12 protein-coding genes and 1 pseudogene are annotated in these 23,468 nt (G+C 71.4%); 3 read left to right on the forward strand and 10 right to left on the reverse strand.

Translation table 11 applies throughout. The features are described from left to right. Positions 1-2 precede the first annotated feature (2 nt). The 3 genes from ACYVE9_RS00060 to ACYVE9_RS00070 are packed head-to-tail and all read right to left on the reverse strand — an operon-like array spanning position 3 to position 3,804. Positions 3-1,031 (reverse strand): 3-oxoacyl-ACP synthase III family protein, encoded by a 1,029-nt coding sequence (locus ACYVE9_RS00060; RefSeq protein WP_461025578.1) that lies wholly within the window; start codon positions 1,029-1,031, stop codon positions 3-5. Positions 1,032-1,041: 10 nt separating this feature from the next. Continuing rightward, on the reverse strand, positions 1,042-2,370 hold the full coding sequence (locus ACYVE9_RS00065) for an amidase (protein ID WP_461025579.1): 1,329 nt from the start codon (positions 2,368-2,370) through the stop codon (positions 1,042-1,044). A gap of 39 nt (positions 2,371-2,409) precedes the next feature. Further along, positions 2,410-3,804 carry an MFS transporter gene (locus ACYVE9_RS00070; RefSeq protein WP_461025580.1) on the reverse strand — a complete coding sequence of 465 codons (1,395 nt, stop codon included), beginning with the start codon at positions 3,802-3,804 and terminating at the stop codon, positions 2,410-2,412. 288 nt (positions 3,805-4,092) lie between these two features. Between ACYVE9_RS00070 and ACYVE9_RS00075 the strand changes: the two genes are divergently transcribed. Together ACYVE9_RS00075 and ACYVE9_RS00080 are read left to right on the forward strand one after the other, a co-directional pair. After that, positions 4,093-4,770, forward strand: coding sequence for a 4'-phosphopantetheinyl transferase family protein (locus ACYVE9_RS00075; protein WP_461025581.1), 678 nt, complete (start codon positions 4,093-4,095; stop codon positions 4,768-4,770). Between the two features lie 864 nt (positions 4,771-5,634). Continuing rightward, a complete protein-coding gene (locus ACYVE9_RS00080; protein WP_461025582.1) occupies positions 5,635-7,026 on the forward strand; it encodes an ATP-binding protein in 1,392 nt (463 codons plus the stop codon). 24 nt (positions 7,027-7,050) lie between these two features. On the opposite strand, the gene ACYVE9_RS00085 is transcribed toward ACYVE9_RS00080, so the two are convergent. Together ACYVE9_RS00085 and ACYVE9_RS00090 are read right to left on the reverse strand one after the other, a co-directional pair. Continuing rightward, entirely contained in the window at positions 7,051-8,799 is a 1,749-nt protein-coding gene (locus ACYVE9_RS00085) for an acyl-CoA dehydrogenase family protein (protein WP_461025583.1), read from the reverse strand. Beyond that, entirely contained in the window at positions 8,796-9,140 is a 345-nt protein-coding gene (locus ACYVE9_RS00090) for an acyl carrier protein (RefSeq protein WP_461025584.1), read from the reverse strand. The genes ACYVE9_RS00085 and ACYVE9_RS00090 overlap by 4 nt, the downstream gene beginning before the upstream one ends. Positions 9,141-9,360: 220 nt before the next feature. Here ACYVE9_RS00090 and ACYVE9_RS00095 point away from each other — a divergent pair. After that, a pseudogene (locus ACYVE9_RS00095) lies at positions 9,361-10,035 on the forward strand (thioesterase II family protein); the annotation flags it as partial. Here the strand turns inward: ACYVE9_RS00095 and ACYVE9_RS00100 are convergent. The 5 genes from ACYVE9_RS00100 to ACYVE9_RS00120 all read right to left on the reverse strand — a co-directional run bounded on the left by ACYVE9_RS00100 (position 9,995) and on the right by ACYVE9_RS00120 (position 23,292). Beyond that, positions 9,995-11,338 carry a cytochrome P450 gene (locus ACYVE9_RS00100; protein ID WP_461025585.1) on the reverse strand — a complete coding sequence of 448 codons (1,344 nt, stop codon included), beginning with the start codon at positions 11,336-11,338 and terminating at the stop codon, positions 9,995-9,997. The pseudogene ACYVE9_RS00095 and the gene ACYVE9_RS00100 sit on opposite strands and share 41 nt — an antisense overlap. 118 nt (positions 11,339-11,456) lie before the next feature. Continuing rightward, the gene (locus tag ACYVE9_RS00105; RefSeq protein ID WP_461025586.1) at positions 11,457-12,227 is read right to left on the reverse strand and encodes an SDR family NAD(P)-dependent oxidoreductase; all 771 of its coding nucleotides are present in this window, start codon (positions 12,225-12,227) and stop codon (positions 11,457-11,459) included. A 32-nt stretch (positions 12,228-12,259) separates the two neighbouring features. After that, on the reverse strand, positions 12,260-13,348 hold the full coding sequence (gene gntD, locus ACYVE9_RS00110) for a guanitoxin biosynthesis L-enduracididine beta-hydroxylase GntD (RefSeq protein ID WP_461025587.1): 1,089 nt from the start codon (positions 13,346-13,348) through the stop codon (positions 12,260-12,262). A 207-nt stretch (positions 13,349-13,555) separates the two neighbouring features. Next, the gene (locus ACYVE9_RS00115) at positions 13,556-20,065 is read right to left on the reverse strand and encodes an amino acid adenylation domain-containing protein (protein WP_461025588.1); all 6,510 of its coding nucleotides are present in this window, start codon (positions 20,063-20,065) and stop codon (positions 13,556-13,558) included. After that, on the reverse strand, positions 20,062-23,292 hold the full coding sequence (locus ACYVE9_RS00120) for an amino acid adenylation domain-containing protein (protein ID WP_461025589.1): 3,231 nt from the start codon (positions 23,290-23,292) through the stop codon (positions 20,062-20,064). Before ACYVE9_RS00120 ends, ACYVE9_RS00115 begins: the two co-directional genes overlap by 4 nt. Positions 23,293-23,468: the final 176 nt, after the last annotated feature.

A 23,468-nucleotide genomic window follows, 5' to 3' on the forward strand; every position in this document is an offset into this window, starting at 1 on the left:
TCTCACACTTCGACGAGCGTGCAGAACCAGTGCATGCCGGGGGAGGCGACACCCGCGAGGGCGACGAGGTCCCCCGGGACCAGCTCTCCGGCCTCCGCGTGCAGTCGGAGGGACACCAGTTGATCGGCGGCGCCCATGTGCCCGAGTCGGCGGGCGAGTTCGGCGTTGGTGCGGTTGACGGGGACACCGATGGCGTCGGCGGCGCCGTGGATCGCCCGTTGGCTGTCGTTGAAGTAGATGAGCCGGGCCAGTTCGCTCCGGTCCCGGCCGGCCCTCGTCAGGGCCTGATCGACCACGTCGGCGAACCGCTCGACGACCTCCCCGATGAACTGGCCGAAGCGCTCGGGGTCCGCGCCGAAGTGTTCGTAGACAGCGATCATCGGATCCAGGTCCCGATGCGTCCGGCCCGGGGGCGGTACGGGGTGGGCGGAACCGCCGATCTCGATACGGAACAGATCCGCGAACTCGGGATTGGTGAAGCTCGCGGAGGAGAGCCGACGGAAGCGTGGGTGCCCACGCCGCAGGACGGCGGCGGCGGCTCCGTCACTGGCGACGGTGCCGTTGAAGTCCATCCGGTTGGTGTGCGTCTCGCTGACCACGTTGACCATGGCCACCAGTACGGTGCCCGTGTCGGGCGAGAGCGCCATCGCACCCGCCGCGTGGTCGAGGGCCGTCGACCACGCGGCACAGGACTGGGTGAACAGCACGGTGGGGGTGCCATGGGCGCCGAGCGCCCTGGCCACCGCCGCGGAAGGGTCCCAGCCCAGGTACTGCGGGATGTCGGAGTGGCCGAGGACGATCAGGTCCACGTCCTCGATGCCGAGGCCGGCGTTCTCCAGGGCGGCGCGGGACGCCTCGGCCGCCAGGTCGACCGCGGTCACACCGTCGGCCACCCGGTGATAGCTCTCGTAGCCCAGTTTGGTGACGGCCTCGGGATCGGGAAGGTACTCGCCCGCGGTCCCGGCCACATCGCGTCGGGTGCCGAACGCGGTACCGGTCGCGACGATGCCCATCTCCACCGGAGTCTCCACTCGTCGTCCTTCAGGTCTCACGGGTGTCGCTTCCCCGCGCGGTGAGTACTGTTTCGAGGTCGAGCGCCCAGTGCAGCAGCCGCTCGTCATCGCCGTCACGGCCGACGCACTGGAAGCCGAGCGGCAGGGCGCCCTCGGGCCGGGCGGTGGGGATGGTGAGGCACGGGAGGCCCACGCCGCTCCACGGCAGGGACATCACCGAGTCTCCGGCGCTCTCCAGACCGAGCGGAGCCGGTCCGGTGGCGGCGGGGGTGATCCACAGGTCGACGCCGTGCTCGGCCGTGGACGCGGCCAGCCTGTCACGGAACGCCTCGCGTCGCGCCAGTGAGTTCGCGTGGTCGGACGCCTGGGCGCCCTGGCCCTGGCGGATGGCCTCGGCGGTGCGCGCGTCGTAGAGCTCCTCGTAGTTCGCGAACCAGTCGGTGTGGGCCTGGGACAGCTCGTAGAGGTTGATCACGAAGAAGTCGAAGACCTCTTCCTCGAAGTTCTCGAACATGGGGACGCTCACCACGTCGTAGCCCGCCGTGCGCAGCGCGGCCACCTGCTCGTCGAAGGCACCACGGGCCTCCGGTTCGGCGAAGCCCATGTACGGCCCCTCCGGGATGCCGAGCACCGGCCGGCCGGCGGCCGCCCGGTCGGGCCGCCAGTCGTCGCACAGACAGCTCGCCGCCAGCGCGGCGTCGGCGACCTTGGCGGTGATGACACCGACGGTGTCGAAGGTCGGGGCGACGGGGAGGACACCGTCCAGCGGAACGCGTCCGTGGCTGGGCTTGAAGCCGACCACACCGCAGTACGCGGCGGGACGGATGAGCGACCCGATGGTCTGGGTGCCGATGGCGAGCGGCACCAGACCCGCGGCGACGGCCGCGGCGGAGCCGCTGCTCGTTCCGCCCGGGGTGTGCTCCAGCCGGTGGGGATTACGGGTGGGCCCCGGCGCCGTGACGGCGAACTCGCCCGTCACCGTCTTCCCCGCGATCAGCGCCCCGGCCTTGAGCAGCCGGTCCACGACCGTGGCCTGTGCTCCTGCCAGGACCTCGGGCGGCAGCGCCGAGCCCGCCCCGGTGGGCAGCCCCTCGACGTGGATGATGTCCTTGATCCCGACTGGAACTCCGTAGAGCGGAGGCCGGTCCGCCGGCTCCGTCCCGCGCTGGGCGGCTTCCCGGGCCGCGTGGGCCAACCGGTCCGCCCGGCCGGGCTCCGCCACGAAGGACTGGACGGTGCCGTCCACTTCGCCGATGCGCTCGATGGTCCTGGCCGCGTACTTCTGCGGCTCGACGGCACCTGTCCGCAGGCTGTCGGCGGCGCCTGTCAGTGATACGGGCTGAACAAGATCTTCCATGACTTCCTTCGTGTGGTCCGGTCGGTGGGCCGAGGCCCGTCATCGCTGCTGTGTGTCTCCGAGCGTCTTGCTCCCGGGCACCGGGGTGAGGATGTCGTCCTCCGGAGGGGCCGCCGGCTGCTCGCTCTCCTCGCCGGTGGGCACGGCCCCCGGCGGGGGGAGTTCCTCCACGTCGGCCAACGGGGTGTCGAGCACCCTCAGGTACCGCCGCGCCGCGTGCAGGGTGATCGCCAGCAGGGCCATGGCTGCCGCCAGCACCAGGATGGCCCGCTCCACGCCCGCCGCGTCGGCGAGGATGCCCGCTCCCAACGGGCCGATCCACTGGACCCCTTGGATGAAGAAGCGGCTGGTCGCCGCGACCCTGCCCTGGTACTCGTCCGGGACCAGCCGGACCTCGTACGACTCGGTCACGACGTTCATCGGCACCATGCTGACCATGCCGACCATCACGACCAGGCCGATCTGCCACGGCTGGGAGACCCACACCACCACGGCGAACGAGGCCATGAAGACCCACGCGGAGATGATCAGGACCCGCCGTGCACCCAGCTTGCCCATCAGCAGCGGGCCGAGGACCGCGCCGATGACACCACCGGTGACCGCGAGCGAGGTGGCGAGACCGACCGCCGTGGGCCCGCCTCCCCGGTGCTGCACCAGCACCACGAACAGCAGGATGAAGCCCTCGGCGACGGCGTTGAGCACGGCGCCCCAGATGAGCGTGAACACCAGGTAGTTGCTGCGCCTGATCATGCGCAGGCCGTCGCCCACGTCCTTGGCCAGGCTGGGCCGCGGCCCGTCGCCGGGGCGCCGGTCCGGGCCGAGGGGCCGGCGGATCAGCAGGGAGCCCAGGGTGACGAAGAGGAAGGAGATCGCGTCGAAGAGGAACGGGATCCAGCGGCCCATCGCGTACAGCAGGCCGCCGAGCGGAGCGCCGATCAACTGGGCGACCATGTCGCGGCCCATGCCTTGGGCCGTAGCGGTCGCGACCTGCTCCTTGGGAACGATCCTGCGGAGAACCGGCATGGAGACACCGACCCGCAGTCCGGCCGCCATACCGCTGAGCAGGGCCATCGCGCCGATCGGGGTGATCGAGGGGTCGCCCCTGTACACCAGCAGGGCGACGACGCCCATCGCCACTGCCTGGACCAGCGGTACCAGGCACACGATGGCGCGGCGGGACACCCGGTCCGCCAGCGCCCCGCCCAACGCGAGGGTGGCCAACCTGCCGACCATGTGCAGGACGGTGATGACGCCGGCCTGGGCGGCGGATCCGGTCAGGTGGAGGATGAGCAGGGGGAAGGCGAGTGTCGACACGCTGGTGCCCAGCGTCGACAGGCCGTTCCCCGACCACCAGTACATGTAGTCGCGATCCCGCCACAGCGACGGGGGGCTGACCGAAGCCGTCTCGGTCTCTTCGGGACGCGCCTGCGCCATGGCTAGTCGTCCTCTGTTCTTGGTCTCCGCACTCGTCCGGGCGTGTGCCGCCGATCTCCGATGCATGCTGGTCGATGGGGATCGGGCCGGGCCAGGCAGCGCACCGGCAACTCGCGGGGCGGGAGTTGCCGCTCGATCGACCGGACTACGGTCGTGGACCTCGATGGTCCCGGCACGGGACCGGCCCGCCACGCCGTCGGATCAGCCGCCGGCGGCCGGATCGGGGCGCCGCAGCCGGAAGGGTCGCGGCATCCGCGCAACCCCTTGTTCACCAGGAGGAGGTGAGGCGTGATCGCTGAGGTGGTGCCCGCCGGGGTGCGGGCGCGGGAGGCGTTCGACGACGACGGCCCGGACTCCTCCATCACCCTCTTCGCCGCCGAACAGGCGGTGGTGGAAGGGGTGTACGACGAGCGGCGCAAGGAGTTCACCACGGTCCGCGGGTGCGCCCGCGCGGCACTGGCCGCCCTCGGGGTGGCCCCGGCGCCCCTGGTGCCCGGCCCGCTGGGCGCACCCGGCTGGCCTGCGGGGGTCGTGGGGAGCATGACCCATTGCCGAAGCTATCGCGCGGCCGCTGTCGCGCTGACCGAGGACTTCGCCGCTCTGGGCATCGACGCGGAGCCGCGGGAGCCCCTCCCCCGCTTCATGGCGGAGCGGATCGTCACGGACGTCGAGGCGGGCTGGCTCCGGCAGGACTTCCCCTCGGCTGTCGGTCTGCCACTGGACCGTCTGCTCTTCTGCGCCAAGGAGGCTTCCTACAAGGCGTTCTCGCCATGGACGGGACCCCGTTTCGGCTTTCGGGACTTCACCGTCCGACTGCGACCCGACGGCACGTTCCGCGCCATCCCCCCGGCGCCCGAAAAGCCCGTTTCATCCGCCGTTCCAGCCGAGCTCACAGGGCACTGGGCGGCGTCTTCCAGCCTCCTCCTGTCCGTAGTGGCACTTTCAAGCCACCTACATACCCGGTAACCACCTGGGTGGTTTGGCGCCGAAAGCAGGGAAAAATTAGGACAATCAGAAGCAATCACCCCGGCGAGACGCGCGAACTTCACCATCCGACAATGTCGTTTTAAGCCAATCTTTCCTGTCCGAGGGCAAATCGATGCGGTACTTTTGAGCCGTCATGAGCGTTCGTCGACTTGGCCGATGCCCCTACGGGGCCGGCCGCGCCGATCGGCCTCGGGACAGTACGGCGTTTCCTGTCCGGGTGCCCGGAAGGACGACATGACGGGGGATCCGCCGGGAAAGGGGGATGTCTCGTCGAATCCGATTCGACGCCCGGAACCGTCGACCGCCTGGCGAGCTGCGTGGGATCACGTCCCACCCCACAGCTCAGGTATCGGCCGTACACCAGACATGAAAGGCGACCGATCAGTGCAGGACACCTTGAACGCTGGTTTCCCGCCTCTTCGAAGAGGGCTGCGCACGCTACGCGGACAAGCGGGTCCATGCCGCGCCCCTACCTCCACACGCGCTCACTCCGCAAGGAACGAATAGGTACGTGCTGATGAATTCAGCACGTCCGCCGGCAGCCCTCGGCCCTGCTGGCGAGTCAAGCTGACCAGAGCCGGAGCGGTCGGAGCCATGCTGCTCAGCCGAGTTTTCTGCCGCCTTCGCATCTCCCACTCGGATGAACTTTCGAGTAGGGTCCTCCATGATTACACGGAGAGGCTTCACTGAGCCGCTCGTCAGCGCACACGCGGACATCCTGGCGCCACAAGTGCCACCGCTCGCCTGTCGGTACCACCGCTCTCACAAGAAAGGCGGCGACCGGATTTCGCATTTCGCGGATGCGCCCGACTGGCACTGTTAATCATTCACGGGGGGCTTTACATGCCGATTACGAAAGAACTCTACTCTTTCGACAGAACAGACATTCACCAACTCCGCGACTTCCTTCTCAACCAACGCAGGCTGTCCGGCTGGACGCAGGAGGAGCTGTCCGACCGCTCCGGTGTCAGTGTCCGAACCATCCGCAACCTGGAGACCGGCTCCAACACCAATCCACGTCGGACCTCCGTGAACCTGCTGCTCACCGCGCTCGGCGCAACCGCCACCGCGTTCTCCGAGCCGGCGCCATGGGACAGTGGGCGTCGGCCCGCGCTCGGGCAGCCCTCAGACCCCCGCTCCGACACGGCAGCGCTCCCGCCGTGGCAGGGCCCCCGGCCCCTGGGTGACGCGTTGGTGGGCCGTCAGGCCGACCTGGAGCACGTCCTCTCCGCCATGCAGCGCAGTCGGCTGATCGTTCTCACCGGGCCCGGTGGCGTGGGCAAGACCCGCATCGCCCTGGCCGCGGCATCGCGGCTGCGCCCGCTGTTCCAGGGCGGAGTGGCCGTCGCCGAACTGCACGACATCCCGCCCCAGCATCTGCAACCCGCCACTTCTGCAGCTGAGTTGACGCGTGTAGTGCGGCGTCTGACCAGCGACGAAGGCGGTGCGCGTGCCGGGCTCGGACGGCGGCTCCTGGTCCTGGACAGCGCCGAGCACGTCTCGCAGCAGACGGCACGGGTCGCGCGGCAGCTCCTCGACGAGCATCCCGGACTCCAGATCATCGTGACCTCGCGCCGCGCCCTGGCCGTCGGCGCCGCCGAGACCTGGGAGGTCGAGCCGCTTTCGTGCGACCAGCGGGACAGCTCGGGCACCGAGCTCCCGAGCGCGGTGGAACTGTTCCTGCGCCGGGTACGGGCCAGTCTGCCGACACTCGACCTCGGCAACCGCCTGCCGCTGGTGCAGCAGCTCTGCCGACTCCTCGACGGCATGCCACTCGCGATAGAGGTGGCCGCGCGAGGACTCAGGTCCCTCCCCCTCACCACCCTCCTGCACGACAGGACGCTGTTCCAGTTGCTCGCACACGTCGACGCCGGGGACCTGTCGCGGCACCGCACACTGTCGGACAGCGTGCGGTGGAGCTACGACCTGTTGCCTCCGCCTCACCGCGAGCTGCTCCGTGAACTGTCCTCGCTGCCCCGCACGTTCTCCCTGGACGCGATACCTGCCCAGTCGGGCGGCGGATACGGAAGCACACGCGTCGCTCATCTCCTGGCCGAACTCGCGGACGTCTCGCTGGTCCAGATCAATCGGGGGCAGCAGTACAGATACGGGGTCCACGCACTCGTGCGGCACTGGGTCACACAGGAGGAGTGCTCGACGGACCTCGGACGGTCCGCCGAGCAGGGCCGCGAGTGGCCCGCACTCGCGGGCAGCGCCTGGCGCCAGGCCATCTGACGTGCTGTCGGGACGGCGGTACGCTCATGCCGACGCCGTCCCGGCAGCCGACCTGACGGCCTGGAGTGAGAAGTGCCGCGGGCCGTCGAGGCTCGACAGCATCAGCTCCTCCAGCCACGGCAAGCAGCTCTCCTCCAGCTCGGTCGTGTGGTCCAGCCGCCGCAGCAGTCGCTGAAGCACCAGCACCAGCCATCCGCTGCCGCCCTGCGCGGCACGCTCCCGCTCGAAGGAGTAGAGCCAGGTGTAGAGGCAGGAGGCAGCCGCGTGGTGGACGCTGTGCTCGGTGGCCTGATCCTGCCCGTGCGTGGAGGCGGCGTCAGGTGCCTCGGCGGCGATCCGCGCGTAGAAGTCCGTCCGGCGCACGGAGAACTCACCGAGGACCTTGACGAGCGCGGCGCCCTCGGGCCCGGCGAGTTCGCTTTCCGCGATACGGCGGGCCTCGGCCGCCGCCGGGCCCCAGCCCCGGGTGATCTCGTCCTCACTGGCGTTGGTCAGCCGCAGCGCCCTGCCCGACGGATGCCACTGCGGGGCGTCCTCGGAACAGTCGAAGAGCTGTCGCAGTACCTCTTCCCCGCCGACGGCGGGACGGTCGGCCACCCGCGCCACCGCGGGAAGCTGTGAGGCGATGCTGTGCAGGTTGACGTGCGTGGTCCCCTCGAAGATGCTCGCGATCGCGTGGTCGCGCTGGAGCTTCTGGAAAGCGCCGGAGGCCACGCCTTCCCGCAGGTAGCTCCGGGCTCCGAGAACCCTGGCGGCCTCCTGCACCACCTCCTCGCCGAGGGTCGGGACGAGGTACTTGACCACGGACGACCACAGGCTGAGCCGGGACGGCACGACGGAGAGCGAACGCGCCACCGGCAGCGCCGTGCATTCCGCGATCAGCAGGTCCACATGGGAATCGACCAGGTGCCGCCGGATGACGGGGAGTCTGTAGATCTCCTGTCCGTAGAGCACCCGCTCACGCGCGTGACGCAGAGCGATCCGCAGCACCGAGTCCATGGTGCCGATGGACAGCGCTCCGATCGCCGTACGGGTGATCTGGAGCACCTGAAGGATCTGGACCAGTCCGGCACCGGGCCGCCCGAGGAGTGCGCCGGCGGGCACCCTGGTGCGGTCGAAGGTGATGCCGCTGAGGTCGTGGCCGCGCAACCCGACAGTCCTCACGAACGGGTGGTTGGTCCAACTGCCCTTCTCCATCTGCTCCTTGTCGAGGAGCAACAGAGAGGACCGCGAACCGCCGAGCGCCGCGTAGACCGTGACGAAGCGGCCCCGGGTCGCGTTGCCGACGGGCCACTTCTCTCCGGTCAGGAGGAAGTCGTCACCGTCTGGCTCGGCAGTGGTCTCGTTGGTGCCGAGATCGCTGCCGTGGTCGGGTTCGGACACCGCGAAGCAGGCGAGCTCCCCGTCCAGGAGGGCACCCGCGACCCGCGCGCGCTGCTCGTCGTTCCCCCACAGCCACACCGAGTTGGCGCCGAGGAGCGCGGAGCCGAACATCACCGCGAGCGTCAGGTTGCGGCGCGCGAGCGTACGGGTGAGCAGGAAGAGGTCTTCGAGATTCCGAAGCCGACCGCCGAACTCCTCGGGCACCAGGTACCCGGAGAAGCCCCACGACCTGAGCAGCTCCACCGCTCCCGGCGGAAGGCTGTCGTTCTCCTCGTGCGCGACGATCTCGGCGAAGCTGAAGGGGCCGCCCTCCGCCCCCGGGTCACCGAGCGTCCGCTCCAGATCGGCGACCAGCGCGTGAACCGGGCGCTCCACCGCGTGGCCGCTCATGCCAGGGGGCTGTCGACGCCGTAGCGGCTGAACATGCCGCTCAGGGTGTCCGCGTCCGGCAGCTCCGCCCGGCCCGCGGCCACCTCGGCGCTGACCAGCTCGATCACGTCGCTGACCCGCTCCAGCTTCATGGCGGCCTCGGGATTCAGCGCCTGGAGCGTGAACAGATCCTCCAGGTTGTAGCCGAGCTCCGCGAGGACCAGGGAGTGGAAGCCGAGGTCACCGACGAGCCGATGGTCGAGTTCGATCCGGTCCAGCTTGCGGGGCGCGACCACCTGGACCATACCGATCACCACGGGAGCGATGGCCGCGGTGCCGATGGCTGCGGGAGTGTGAGTCATGACGTCGACGCTAGGACCCGGCGATCACCGAGCCCAGGCAACGGTCCCGGCAAGCGCGCGGCAACTACGGGCTTCGTCGGGAACGCGGGACCCCGTGCGTGATCCCCACACAGCGCACTGCTCCGGCGCCGTCTCCCTCTCCCTCTCCGTCCGGCGTCTCCGCCGAAGTTGCCGCCCGGCTGCCTTGCCGGAACCGGGCGCGGCGGTGAGGCTGACCGCCATGAGCACAGCGGACAGTACACCGGCAGTCGACTGGATCAGTGCCCGGTTCACCGTCGGAAACCCTCACCTGAGGCTGATATGCCTTCCGCCCGCAGGCAGTGGCGCGGGCGCCTTCGGTGCCTGGCGACCTCACGTCCCCGAGCACCTGGAGCTGGCGCCGGTGGAGTTGCCGGGCCGCGGCTCGCGGATCACCGAGCCCGTACCGGACGATCTCGACGCACTGGTCGAGGCTCTGTTCCACGGTCTTGAGCCCGAACTGACCATGCCCTACGCCCTGTTCGGTCACAGCTTCGGTGCCGTGCTGGCGTACGAGCTGACGCTGCGGATCGAGCGGGCGGGGCTGCGGCCGCCCAGCGCCCTGCTGGCCTCGGCGTCCCGCGCGCCGCATCTGGCCCTGAGCCGGGAGCCGATCGCGGCCCGCCCCGACGACGAGTTGATCGCCTGGCTGCTGAGCAACGGCGGGCTGCCGCGCGAACTCCTGGCCTTCCCTGACTTTCTGAGCGATCTGCTGACGGCCGTCCGGGGCGACCTGGCCCTCGCCGAGGGCTACCTCGTTCCGCACCCGGTCGGCGTGAGCTGCCCGCTCTTCACCTTCGCCGGCGAGGACGACACGGTGGCCCCGGTGGCGCAGGTCAGGCCGTGGGCCGCGTACACCCCGGCGGAGCACCGGACCCGGATGCTGCCGGGCGGTCACTCGTTTCCGGGCACCCACCCACGGCAGACGATGTCAGCGGTGCTCGACGCGCTGCCGGCTCTCCGGTGAGGCTCACCGGCTGGGACGAGAGGCCGCTCAGGAAGTTCGAGTACACATGGCTGGGCGGGCCTGTCGGACGGGCCTCGGCGACCAGGTCGCACAGGCTCTCCAGGAGGGCCGTCAGCTCGGCGCGGGCCAGGAAGGCTCCGAGGCAGAAGTGGGGCCCGTAGGCGAACGACAGGTGCTTGTTGGGGGTCCGCGCCAGGTCGAACTCGTCGGGCTCGGCGAAGACCCGGCCGTCGCGGTTTGCGGAGGCCAGCCAGGTGGTGACGATGTCGCCCTCCTCGACGAACTGGTCACCGAGGAAGAGGTCCTGGGTCGCGGTCCGCCCGCTGTGCAGGGCAGGGCTCGTCCAGCGCAGCACCTCCTCGACCGCCGAGTCCGTGGTCACCTCGCCGGACTTGAGCGCCCGCCACTGGTCGGGCCGGTCCATCAGCGCCTGGAGCCCGCCGACCATCGAGAAGCGGGTCGTCTCGTGGCCGCCCATGATGATGCTGTAGCAGTTGAAGACGATCTCCTCGTGCGTGAGGGGCCGCCCGTTGATCTCCCTGGTCACCAGCAGGCTGACGACATCGTCGTACGGCTTGGCGTGCCGGGCGGCGGCCAGCTCCGAGAAGTAGAGCAGCAGTCCGTTGCGCGACGCCCAGGTCGCCTCCTCGTTGGGAAGCCCGTCCTCGGTGGACAGGGCGGAGGAGGTGAGCTCGATGATGTGCTGCCGGTCGGAGGGCGGCACGCCGAGCAGGTCGCAGATGGCGGCGAGCGGGATGTGCGCGGCCACGTCGGCGGCGAAGTCCACCTCACCCCGCTCCACCGCCTCCTCGACCAGCCGCCGGGTACCGCGCCGCACGCTCTCGACCACCACGTTGAGGGAGCGCGGTGAGAACGGCTTCAGCAGGGCGCTGCGCAGCGCCTTGTGCGGCTGGCCGTCCGTGACGGCCAGCATTCTCCCGGCCGCCGAGTCACCGCCGGCGAGCAGGGTGTCCAGCACGTTTCCCCGCTCCGAGGTGAAGCTCCCGCTGTCGCTGAGTACCGAGACGACGTCCGCGTAGCCGCTGATCACCCAGAACCCTGGACGGCCGCTGCTTTCGGGCTGCCAGTGCACCGGCGCCTCGTCCCGCAGGCGGCGCCACAACGGCCCCAGGTCGTGGTGGGCGTGCAGCAGCGGGTCGGCGAGATCAACGGCGTCGAGCGGACCCTGATCGAGTGCGGGACGGGTTTCCATGGGGCGGTTTTCCTCGGACTCGGCTACGGGCGGGCGACTACGGAACGGGGCAGAACAGGGCGGGGCGGGCTGGAGCGGACGGTGCGGGGCGGACGCCGGCGGCTGGGCGCCGTCCGAGTCAGCGCATCGGCTCGGTGGGGCCGGGGAAGAACGCCGTGGTGGCACCGGCTGTCTCCGCGCCGTCCACGGTGAACTGCTGACCGGAGACGAAGGACGCCTGCGGCGAGGCCAGGAAGTGGAACACGTCCGCGATCTCCTCGGGCAGGGCGTGCCGCCGGGCCGGGATGCGTTCGTTGACCTCGTCGAGCATCGCGTCGGTGTACTCGGCGCGCTGCATGGGTGTCAGTACGGCGCCGGGGGCGACACACGCCGTCCTGATCAGCGGGCTCAGCTCCACGGCGAAGGTCTGGCACAGCGAGGCGACACCCGCCTTGCTGGCGTTGTAGTCCGCGTAGAGGGGGTAGCCGCGCGAACCGTTGACGGACGCCGTCGCCAGGAGCACTCCGTGCCCCTCCCGCAGCATGTGCGGGACGGCGTGCCGCCACAGGGCCAGGACGCCCATCAGGTTGACGTCCAGGGTGCGCCGGGCGTCCGCCTCGGTGAGGTCGAGGATGGAGTGCCGGACGCTGATGCCGGCGTTGGCGATGACGACGTCGAGGCGGCCGCGGTCGGCGTGCACCTGGTCGACGGCCTCGGCCACGGCGGTCCAGTCGGCGATGTCGAGTATGACCGTCCGGATCTCGCCTCCGCCCTCGCGGGGGCCGTCCGCCGCGTCCCCGGTGAGTGCCTGGATGTCGAGGTTGACCACGTGGTCGCCCGAGCGGGCGAACCGCTCGGCGGTGGCGAGTCCGATTCCGCTGGACGCGCCGGACACGATGACTGTGCGCATGGTGCTTCTCCTGCTCCTTCCGCCCGATCGGCTCAGACGATGACGCGGTGGTTGCCGAGTACGTATCCGCTGATGTTGCGGCGCAGGTTGCGGCTGACGGTGAGCTTCTTCAGCCAGCGGTCGGTGCCGTCGTAGCGGGCCCTGAACGGCCGGCGGCCGTGCACCGCACGGTAGTTGTCCACGATGAGCAGGGAGCCGGGGCCCACGGCGACGTCCTGCTGCACCCGGTGCAGCTCGTCCATCAGCCGGTCGAGCGCGCCCTCGGCCTCGGTGTCCCCCGGCGCGACGTCCATGAAGGGCCGGTCGATGCGCAGGTAGGGGTTGAACCGGTCGCCGGACAGTACGGTGGTCGGGACGGCGCCGCGGATCATCCCGTACAGCTTCTCCAGCGCCGGATGGGCGGGGTCCTGGGCCTCCAACTGCCGTATGTGCTCGGTGTCCGGCATGATGCGGAACCGGTCCTCGGCGAGCACCGCGCGGTCGTGGTCGCTCAGCCGGACGTCACGGACGGAGGCGACGATGGTCGGCACCCGGTCGGGGTTGCGCAGTCCGAACAGCATGAGGTAGTCACAGCGGTTCGGGTGGAAGCCGTCCTCGGTGTGGAACTCCAGCAGGCTCTCGCTGCCGTAGCCGCTCTGCCGCCGCTCGTCGCCTCGGATCGGCAGGATGTTCTGGATGATGCGCCCCTCCTGGAGGGTCGCCCAGCCGAACGGGTCCCCCAGCACCATGCCGCACATCGCCAGCCACAGCTCCTGGGTCCGGGCCGTGTCGGAGCGGATGGCCTCTCGCCAGTGGTCCGGTGTCGGTCCGAGCAGCGCGTCGTCCACCGGGAAGCCGTGCACCAGGCACGCGGCGGACTGCTCGGTCCTGCGGTAGGAGAGGAGGAACCTGCGCAGACCGGCGGGCAGCAGTTCCTCGGCCGTGTGGGCCTGGTCGTAGAAGTCCGGCAGGTCCGGCGCCCCGTGGGCGCCGGCGAGTTGTGCGGCGGCCTCCTCGAGCTGGGTGATCTCGGTGGTGTCGAGGTGGTACTCGGCAGGAGTGTCGCCGGAATCCCTTCCCGGCGTGACCGCCGCGGTCACGTCCGGGCAGGGCACGTCAACAGTCGGGGTACTGCTTGGCATGTCGGGGGTCCTCACCTGGTCGTGACCGCTTCGGTCGTCCGTCGTTCGGTCCTGTGCGGTCCGCGCCGGGTGGCCGGGCCGCGTGGTGGTGCGCACCGGACCGGCCTGGCAGGGTCCCGGCCGTTCGTGGTCCAGTGGTGGTGCTTGGCGCGCTGTCGGTGCGGTGGTGCGTTCGGTGGTGCGTCGGCTCCGCGGGCGCGGGGCCGACTACCGCCAGTCCTCGGCGAACTCGTCGAGCTCGCCCTCGTCCAGGGTGATCAGCGGTTCCTGCGAGTCGGCCGCGTCGGCGTCCGCCGCCGGGACCAGGTCCTTGACCGCGGTGGCGAGCGCCGCCACGGTCTTGTGGGCGAACACGTCGCGCGGGGCGACGTCCAGGCCCTCCGCGTGGGCCATGGTGACGAGCTTGATGGAGACGATCGAGTCGCCGCCCAGGTCGAAGAAGCTGTCGTCGATGCCGACCCCCTCCACGCCGAGGGCCTTCTCGAACAGCGCGCACAGCAGCTTCTCGCGCTCGGTCCGTGGTGACCGGCCGCCGCCGGCTCCCGAGAAGTCCGGCGCGGGCAGAGCGGCGCGGTCGAGCTTGCCGCTCGGCGTCACCGGCAGGCGGTCGAGGGCGACGACGGCCGCGGGCACCATGTGCTCGGGCAGCACGGCGGCGACCCGGTCACGGAGCGCCACCGGATCGAGCGAGCCGGCCGCCACCGGGGCTGCGTACGCCACCAGGCGTGGTGAGCCGGGCGTGTCCTCCCGTAGGACCACCACGGTCTGCCCCACCGAGGGGTCGGCGGCGAGCACCGGCTCGATCTCACCCGGTTCGATCCGGAAGCCGCGTACCTTGACCTGCTCGTCGGCCCGGCCCAGGTACTCCAGGCCCCCGTCCGCCGTGCGGCGCGCCACGTCGCCCGAGCGGTACATCCGCGCCCCCGGCGGCCCGTACGGGTCCGCCACGAAGCGTTCCGCGGTCAGGCCGGGCTGCCGCAGGTATCCACGGGCCAGGCCGTGGCCCGCCAGGTAGAGCTCGCCCGCCACCCCGACGGGCGTCGGCCGCAGGGAGTCGTCCAGCACGTGGACCCGGGCACCGACGACCGGCCCGCCCATCGGCGGAGTGGTCCGCCCGGACAGCGGGCGGCTCATCGTCGCGATGACGGTCGCCTCGGTGGGACCGTACGCGTTGACCATGCGGCGCCCGGTCGACCAGCGTGCGACGAGCTCCGGCGGGCACGCCTCGCCGCCCACGACGAGGGTGACCCCTGGGGGCAGGGCGTCCTCGGGCAGCACGGCGAGTGAGGACGGCGGCAGCAGCAGCGCGGTCACGCCGTGTCGCGCCACCGTCCGTGCCAGGGCCGGGCCGGGCAGCAGCTCGTCGGGGTCCGCGGTCACCGCGCTCGCCCCGGTCAACAGCGCCGTGGCGAGTTCCCATACGGACGCGTCGAAGCTCGGCGAGGCGAACAGCAGCACCCGCTCCTCCGCACGGAGCGCGAGCCCGTCACGCTGCTGGGCGATCAGAGCGGCGATCCCGAGGTGGGACACCAGCACGCCCTTGGGGCGGCCGGTCGACCCGGAGGTGTAGATCAGGTAGGCGGAGTTCGCGGGCCGCAGCGGCGCGATCCGGTCGGCGTCGGTGAGACCGGCCCCGGACAGACCGGCGGTCAGCTCCGGGTCCGCACCGAGGAGTTCGGTGCCGTTCCCGGCAGCCGGTCCGGGCCCGTCGAGGCACAGCACCTCTCCCGCACCGGCCTCGGCCATGACCGCCGCGCCCTCACCGGTGGTGAGGACAAGATCCGGCCGCGCGTCACCGATCAGGTAACGGAGCCGGTCCGGCGGGTAGCCGAGGTCCAGCGGGAGGTAGGCCGCACCGGCCTTGAGGACGGCCAGGACCGCGAGGACGGACCGCGCCGACTTCGGCATCGCGACCGCCACGACGCGCTCCGGGCCCACGCCCCGGCCCACCAGCGCGCGGGCGAGCCGGTTGGCCTGGGCGTCGAGGTCCCCGTAGGTGAGGGCCAGGTCGTGGTCGTACACCGCGACGGCGTCGGGCCTGGCCCGTACCTGCTCCTCGAAGAGCTCGGGGAAGGTGGCCGTCCGCTCGTGGGCCGCCCCTTCCGCCGCGGCCAGAAGCTGACCGCGTTCCCGGTCCGTGAGCAGGTCGATCCGGCCCAGCGGTACGGTCCGGTCGTGCGCGAAGCAGGCGAGGACCTTGCGCACCCTGGCCAGGAGCGCGCCGGCTGCCTCAGCCGTGAACAGGTCGGCGCGGTAGCTGAGTTCGAGACTGAGCCGCTCGTCGGGCATGACGACCAGGCTGAACGGATAGTGCGAGGCGCCGGGGACGGGCTCCTCGTCGAGGGAGATCCGCAGGCCCGGCACCTGCTCCTGGATGGCCGCCCCGTCGAAGGGGGTGTTCTCGAACCCGATGACGGTGTCGAAGAGATCGCCCATGCCCAGGGCCCGCTGTACGTCGGGCAGCCCGAGGTGGTGGTACGGGCGCAGCTCGGCCTGGTGCGACTGGAGGTCGGTCAGGATGTGGTCGAGCGATCGTGCGGGGTCCAGCCGTACCCGTACGGCGACGGTGTTCATGAACAGGCCGACGATCTCCTCCACGCCCGCCAGCTCCGGTGGGCGCCCGGCGGTCGTCGCGCCGAACACGATGTCGTCGCGTCCCAGTTGGTGACCGAGTGCCACCGCCCAGGCGCCTTGCACGACCGTGTTGAGCGTCAGGCCCGCGCCGCGCGCCGCGGCGGTGAGCGCGGTGGTCGCCTCTTCGTCCAGGACCTCCGTCACGAGGTGGGGCACGGCCGCGGTGGCCGCCTCGGCGCCCGGGGCGACCAGCGTCGGTTCGTCGATGCCGGCCAGGGCGTCGCTCCAGGCCCGCGTCGCCCGCTCGTCGTCCTGGCGGGTGAGCCAGCCGAGGAAGTCGGTGAACTGAGCGACCGGCCGGCCTCTGTCGGCTCCGCCGCGGGCGTAGAGGGAGAAGACGTCACGGAAGAACAGCGGCAGCGACCAGCCGTCGAGCAGGGCGTGGTGGTAGGTGACCAGCAGGGCGTGGTCGTCGGTCCCGAGCCGGACCAGGGTGACCCGCATCAGCGGGGGCTCGGTGAGGTCGAAGCGGCTGACCCGGTCCTCGTCGACCAACTCCGCCAGTCGCAGGCGGCGTTCGTCCTGGTCGGCGCCGGAGAGGTCGATCTCCCGCCAGGGCACGTGCACGTCCTCGTGCACCACCTGGACGGAACGGCCCGAGGCCAGGAGCCGGAACGAGACGCGCAGCGCGGTGTGGCGGGCGAGGGCCGCGTCGAACGCCTTGCGCAGCACGGAGGGCGTCAGTGGTCCCTCGAGCCGTGCGGGCGCCTGGGCGGTGTAGACGTCGATGCCGTCGGCGGCGAGCAGGGCGTGGAAGTGCATGCCCTGCTGGAGCGGGGTGAGCGGCAGTACGTCGGTGAGCTCGTGCCCGGCGGCGGCGATCTCCGCGAGTTCGGCGTCCTTCAGCGGGAGCAGCGGCCCGGTGACGGAGCTGTCCGCCGCGTCGGGGTCCTTCTCCTCGACGTCCTCGGCCACCTCGGCGAGCCGGGCGATGGTCTTGTGGACGAAGACGTCCTTGACGGTGATGGCGAGTCCGGCGCGGTGGGCGCGGGCCGCGAGCTGCATCGAGATGATGGAGTCGCCGCCGAGGTCGAAGAAGCTGTCGTCGACACCGATACGCGGCTGCCCGAGCACCTCCGCGAACACCTCGTGCAACACCAGCTCCCGCTCCGAGACCGGAGCCCGGTACACCTCCGCCGCCCGGAACTCCGGCACCGGCAGCGACCCCCGGTCCACCTTGCCGTTCGGCGTCAGAGCGAACGACTCCACCACCATCACCACAGCCGGAACCATGTACTCCGGCAACCGCTCCGCCACCCACCCACGCAACACCACCGCGTCCGGCCGCTCCCGCGCGCCGGAGGCGGCCTGTACGTATCCGACGATGCGCCGTATGCCCTCGCCGTCGGAGGACACCGTCGCGAGCGCCTGGCCCACCGAGGGGTGAGCGGCCAGAACGGCCTGGATCTCGCCCAGTTCGATGCGGTGTCCGCGTACCTTGACCTGGAAGTCGGACCGTCCGCGGTATTCCACGACGCCGTCGGGCCGGCGGAGCCCCAGGTCGCCGGTGCGGTACATCCGGGCCCCCGCCGGGCCGAACACGTCGGCCACGAAACGCTCCGCCGACAGGTCGGGGCGGCCCAGGTACCCACGGGCGACCCCGTCGCCGGCGATGTACAGCTCGCCGACGACCCCGGCCGGCACCGGTCGCAGGAACGCGTCCAGGAGATAGACCCGGGTGTTGTCGGCGGGGACTCCGATGGCGGGCTGGCCTGCCGCACCGGGCGGGCCGCCGGGGTGCCAGAGCATCGCGTCGACCGTGCACTCCGCCGGACCGTAGAGGTTGTACACCGACAGGTCGGCCACGCCGTGGAGTTCGGCCCACAGGTCGTCGCCCACCTCCTCGCCGCCGAGCGCGAGCACACTCACCCGGTGCCGCTCCCCCGACGCCTCGAACATGCCCGCGTCGAGCATCTGCCGTGCGACGGAGGGGGTGGTGTCGACGACGTCGATCCGTGCCTCCGCCGCGTGGCGGACGAACGCCAGGGAGTCCTTGCGCTCGGTGTCACCGACGATGTGCAGTTCGTGCCCGGCGACCATCCACAGGAGCTGGCTCCAGGAGGCGTCGAAGCCGAGCGAGTTGGTGAGCGCGGCACGCAGCGGCCGGCCGCCCGCCCTGGACCGCTCGGGTTCGAAGAAGTTCGCCCGGTGGCTGTGGAACATGTTGGCCAGATTGCGGTGCTCCACGGCGACACCCTTGGGGCGGCCGGTGGAACCCGAGGTGTAGATGACGTAGGCGAGGTGGGCGGGCAGCAGCGCACCGGTGCGGTCGTCGTCCGTGAGGTCCGTCTCGTCCGCGGGCGGGACGGTCTCGTCGAGCAGCAGCGCCGGCACCGATTCGGGTACGGCGCCCACCGTCGCGGCGGAGGCCAGGACGAGGGCCGGTCCGGCCTCCGCGCAGATCGCCGCGATGCGCTCCGCGGGGTGGTCGACGTCGATCGGCAGGTACGCGGCGCCCGACTTGAGGACTGCCAGGATCGCCACCACGGCGTCCGTGGTCCGTGGCATGGCGACGCCGACGAGGTCGTCCGGTCCCACGCCGCGGGTGACGAGCAGCCGGGCCAGGCGGTTGGCGTCGGCGTTGAGCCGGTTGAAGGTGAGGCTGGTCGTGCCGTCCGCGACGGCCACCGCGTCGGGCGTCGCGCGGGCCTGTGCCTCGAACAGGCCGGGCAGCGTCCCGGCCGGCCGTTCGACGGCGCGTCCGCTCGTCCCGCGCAGGATCTCGCGTCGCTCGGCGTCCGTACGCGAGGGGAGCCGTCCGGCCTGCGCGTCGGGCCGGGCGGCGATGTCCTCCAGCAGACCGGTCAGGCGCCGCAGTACGCCCCTGGCGGCATCGGCGGTGTAGACGTCCTCGCGGTAGTTGAGTTCGAAGCGGAGCCGGCTACCGGGGTGGACGGCCAGGCTCAGCGGGTAGTGGGTGCCCTCGAACGCCTCGTCGACGGCGTCCCGCAGCAGGCCGACGTCGAGTCCGGGCACCGAGGCGCCCCGGACGGCCTGTTCCACCGGGACGTTCTCGAAGGCGACGGTGGTGTCGAAGAGTTCGGTGGCGCCCACGGCGCGGTGGATCTCGGCGAGGCCGAGGTACTCGTGTCCCATCACGGTCGTGTGGTCGTGCTGGATACGGGCCAGCAGGTCCGCCACCGGCTCTGCCGGGTCGACCCGTACCCGGGCGGGCACGGTGTTCATCATCAGGCCCACCATGCGGTCGCTGCCGGGGAGCTCCGGCGGACGGCCCGCGACGGTGTTCCCGTAGACGACGTCCTGGCGTCCGGTCAGCTCGGTCAGCAGCAGCGCCCAGGCACCCTGGACCAGGGTGTTGACGGTGAGTTCGCGGCTCCGGGCCAGGGCGGTGAGTGCCGCCGCGGCCTTCTCGGACAGCTCCGTGACGACGCGCCGCTGGCCCCGGTCCGAGGAGCCGGTGCCGGCCCCGGCCGCGACGAGCGTGGCTCCGTCGACGCCCGACAGCACGCTCTTCCAGGCCTCCTCGGCCTGGGCCCTGTCCTGCTCCCCGACCCAGCCGAGATAGTCCTGGAAGGGCACCGTCGGCACCAGCCGCTCCGCCGTGCCGCCGTCCCCGTAGATGCGGAACAGGTCACCGAGGATCAGGGGCAGCGACCAGCCGTCCAGCAGGATGTGGTGGTTGGTGATCAGCAGGATGTGCCGGTCGGGCGCGAGCCGTATCAGCGTGAACCGGAGCAGCGGAGGCTTCGCCGTGTCGAAGCGCCGGGCGCGCTCCTCGGTGAGCAGCCGGGAGAGGCGCGGTCTCAGTTCCTCCTGGCCGAAGCCGGAGAGGTCGATCTCCTCCCACGGTGTCTCGACCGCCCGCGCGACGGCCTGGACGGCCTCGCCGGAGCGGCGGCGCAGGAATCCTGCGCGCAGGCTCGCGTGCCGGCCGACCAGTGCGCCGCAGGAGGCGCGCAGCACGTCGGTGTCGAGTGCTCCGGTCAACTCCAGCGGCGTCTGGACGTTGTAGAAGTCGACGTTCCCGCTGTCGGCTTGTCCCTCCTCGTAGAGGGCGTGGAAAAGAATGCCCTGCTGCAACGGCGAGAGCGGCAGGACCGCTTCCAGGGATGTCTGTCTCACAGTGCTGTCCCCCACTGGGCTTCGAGCTCGTCGAGTTCTTCCGCGTCGATCCGCACCAGGCTCCCGGTACGGGGGGTCGCAACTCGCTTGCCGACGTCCTCGGCCACCTCGGCGAGCCGGGCGATGGTCTTGTGGACGAAGACGTCCTTGACGGCGATGGCGAGTCCGGCCTGATGGGCCCCGGACGCCACCCGTACGGCGATGATGGAGTCGCCGCCGAGGTCGAAGAAGCTGTCGTCGACACCGATACGCGGCTGCCCGAGCACCTCCGCGAACACCTCGTGCAACACCAGCTCCCGCTCCGAGACCGGAGCCCGGTACACCTCCGCCGCCCGGAACTCCGGCACCGGCAGCGACCCCCGGTCCACCTTGCCGTTCGGCGTCAGAGCGAACGACTCCACCACCATCACCACAGCCGGAACCATGTACTCCGGCAACCGCTCCGCCACCCACCCACGCAACACCACCGCGTCCGCCGCGCTGTCCGCGGCCGGGGTCACGTAGGCCACCAGCTGCCGGTGTCCCGGCCGGTCCTCGCGGACGGCCGCCACGGCCCGGTCGACTCCGGGTGCCTCGGCGAGAACGCTCTCGACCTCGCCGAGTTCGATGCGGAAGCCGCGGACCTTGACCTGGCTGTCGGCGCGGCCCAGGTAGGACAGCTCGCCGCTCGCCGACTGCCGTGCCACGTCTCCCGTCCGGTACATCCGGGTGCCGGGCGCGCCGAAGGGGTCGGCGACGAACCGTTCCGCGGTGGTTCCGGGACGGCCGAGGTAGCCGCGGGCGAGCCCGTCACCGCTCAGATACACCTCACCCGCCACTCCGGGCGGCACCGGTCGCAGCGCGTCGTCGAGCAGCCGGACGAGGGTGGCGGGTACGGGACGGCCCATGAGCGGGACGGTCCGCCCGGACAGCGCGCCGGTCTGGGTCGCGATGACCGTCGACTCTGTGGGGCCGTAGGCGTTGACCATGTGACGGCCGGGCGACCAGCGTGCGACCAGGTCCGGTGCGCACGCCTCGGCGCCGACGACCAGGTTGATGCCTTCCGGAAGCCCTCCGGCTGGCATGGCCGCCAGCGTGGACGGGGCCAGCAGCAGGCAGTCGACGCCGAGTTCGGCGACGAGTTCGGCCAGTGGTGCCCCGGGCGTGAGCCGTTCGGCCGGCGCGACGACCGCGGCGGCGCCGGTCAGGAGCGCCGTACACAGCTCCCATACGGACGCGTCGAAGCTCGGTGAGGAGAACTGGAGTACGCGGGTCTCGGGTGTCAGGCGCAGCAGGTCGCTTTGGTGGCGCGACAGCGCGGCCAGACCGGTGTGCGTGACGACGACGCCCTTGGGCCTGCCGGTCGATCCTGAGGTGTAGATGACGTACGCCGGGTGCGTGTGCCGCAGGGGCGAGAGACGGTCCCGGTCGTCGAGATCGTGGCCGTCGGTGTCGCCGGCGGCCGGTGGGGAGCCGACGGGAGCGGCCGCCTCGTCCAGGTACAGGCGCGGAACCGCGGGGGCGAGCGCGGCGTCGTCGGCCACGCGGGTCGTCAGCAGCAGCAGCGGTGCGGTGTCGTCGAGCATGTCGGTGACCCGGGACCGCGGGTAGTCGAGGTCGACCGGGAGACACGCCGCGCCGGACTTCATCACCGCCACGGTGGCTGTCAGGGCGGCGCTGCCGCGCGGCAGGGCGACCGCCACCAGCCGCTCGGGGCCGGCACCGTGTGCGACCAGCACCCTTGCCAGGCGGTTGGCGCGGGTGTTGAGCGCCTCGTAGTCGAGGGACTCGGTCGGGGAGAGCACCGCGCAGGCGTGCGGGGTGCGCCTTACCTGCGCCTCGAACATTTGGGGGAAGGTGCGCGGGACGACGGGTTCCGGGTCCTGCGGGGGGTCGCCCGCGGCGAGTGCCCGCGGGCGTTCCGCCGCGGTCGGGACCTCCACCCGGGCGAGCGGCACATCCGCGGGGGTGCCGAGGAAGCGGGTCAGGAAGTCCGTGAACCGGTGCTGGTGCGTGCGGAGTTCGGCGGGGCTGTACCGGTCGGGGTTGGCCTCGAACTCGATGCGCATGCCCCGGCCGCCCGGATCGGGGTGGCAGGTGATGTTGAGGTCGGTGACCGGTCCGCCGGACAGCGCCATCACCTCGGCCTCGCGACCGGTGAACGCGGTCTCGGACCCCGACGGCATGATGTTCACGAGCACGCCGAACAACTGCTCGTTGGTGCCGAGCATGCGCAGGTCACGCCGTAGCTCGTCGTACGGGTAGCGCTGGTGGGTCAGCAGTTCGCCCAGGCGCCGGGCGACCTGCCGCACCAACTGGGCGCGGTCGGCCGCCGGGTCGACGGTGACCCGCAGCGGAAGCGTGTTCGACAGCATGCCGGGCACGTTCTGGGACCGCGCGCCGAGCCGTGCGGTGGTGGGCACCCCGATGGTCAGGTCCCGCGCTCCCGTCATCCCGTGCAGATAGGCGGCGACCGCCGCCAGCATCGGCACCGTCCACGGCGTGCGGGCGGCCCGGCCCGCGGTGTGCAGCGCCCGCAGGTCGTCCGGCGGAAGCATCGTCGTCGTGGCGATCGCCATGCCCGCGGCGGCCATCGGGGCTCCCGGCGCCAGACTGGCCGTCTCCGGCAGGTCGGCGAAGATCCCGGCCCAGTACTCCTGGTCCGCGGTGTAGTCCGCCGACGCACGGTAGGCCGTCTCGTCCGCCAGCAGGCCCTGGAGCCGGCCCAGCGGCTCGCCTTCGGGTTCCACCCCGGCGGCCAGCGCCTCGTAGCACGTGGAGATCCGGCGCGAGTGCAGCACCGAGCCGTAGGCGTCGGACAGGATGTGATGGCTGCGCTGGTACCAGACGTGGTGATCGGTGCCGACCCGTATGAGGATGTGTGCCGACAGCGCGTCCTTCTCCAGGTCGAGCGGGGTCGCGCGGTCGCGGTCGATCAGCGTCCGCGCGGCGGCGACGGGGTCCGGCTCGCCGCTGAAGTCGTACTCCTGCCAGGTCGAACAGCCGGGTGCGACCGGCCGCTGGTACGTACCGTCCTGCCGCTCCACCAGTTCGACGTCGAAGCTTCCGCTCTCCCCCTCGGCCCGGCGGATCGCGCGTTGGAGCAGCCTGCCGTCCAGCGGCCCGCGTACCTCCATGGCGACCATGGTGTTGTAGGCCGGGTTGGCGGGGTCGAGCTGTTGGGCGAAGAACACCCCCCGCTGGGCCGCCGTCAGCGGCAGCAGACCGTTCTCGGCGCGTGAAGTCATCGGGTCGTAACCGCTCTCTCGTGCATCCCCGCGAGCCCGGAGGGCTCGGATCTCGCGACGATGCTGCATCGTCCGCCCGTGCGGAAACCAGGCAACCGAACCGGCAATCAGCGGCGTTGGCCGAAATGCCGCCCCGGCCGGGTCGAGTTACCGGCCGCTTGCCTGGTTCCCGTACG

The sequence above is a fragment of the Streptomyces sparsus genome (assembly GCF_054776295.1).

What these genes read in the sequence shown, in the direction of transcription:
- ACYVE9_RS00105 (WP_461025586.1), bottom strand. Translation starts at nt 12,227, where the DNA reads ATGCGCACAGTCATCGTGTCCGGCGCGTCCAGCGGAATCGGACTCGCC.
- ACYVE9_RS00085 (WP_461025583.1), bottom strand. Translation starts at nt 8,799, where the DNA reads ATGAGCGGCCACGCGGTGGAGCGCCCGGTTCACGCGCTGGTCGCCGAT.
- gntD (WP_461025587.1), bottom strand. Translation starts at nt 13,348, where the DNA reads ATGCCAAGCAGTACCCCGACTGTTGACGTGCCCTGCCCGGACGTGACC.
- ACYVE9_RS00065 (WP_461025579.1), bottom strand. Translation starts at nt 2,370, where the DNA reads ATGGAAGATCTTGTTCAGCCCGTATCACTGACAGGCGCCGCCGACAGC.
- ACYVE9_RS00080 (WP_461025582.1), top strand. Translation starts at nt 5,635, where the DNA reads ATGCCGATTACGAAAGAACTCTACTCTTTCGACAGAACAGACATTCAC.
- ACYVE9_RS00090 (WP_461025584.1), bottom strand. Translation starts at nt 9,140, where the DNA reads ATGACTCACACTCCCGCAGCCATCGGCACCGCGGCCATCGCTCCCGTG.
- ACYVE9_RS00070 (WP_461025580.1), bottom strand. Translation starts at nt 3,804, where the DNA reads ATGGCGCAGGCGCGTCCCGAAGAGACCGAGACGGCTTCGGTCAGCCCC.
- ACYVE9_RS00100 (WP_461025585.1), bottom strand. Translation starts at nt 11,338, where the DNA reads ATGGAAACCCGTCCCGCACTCGATCAGGGTCCGCTCGACGCCGTTGAT.
- ACYVE9_RS00120 (WP_461025589.1), bottom strand. Translation starts at nt 23,292, where the DNA reads ATGACTTCACGCGCCGAGAACGGTCTGCTGCCGCTGACGGCGGCCCAG.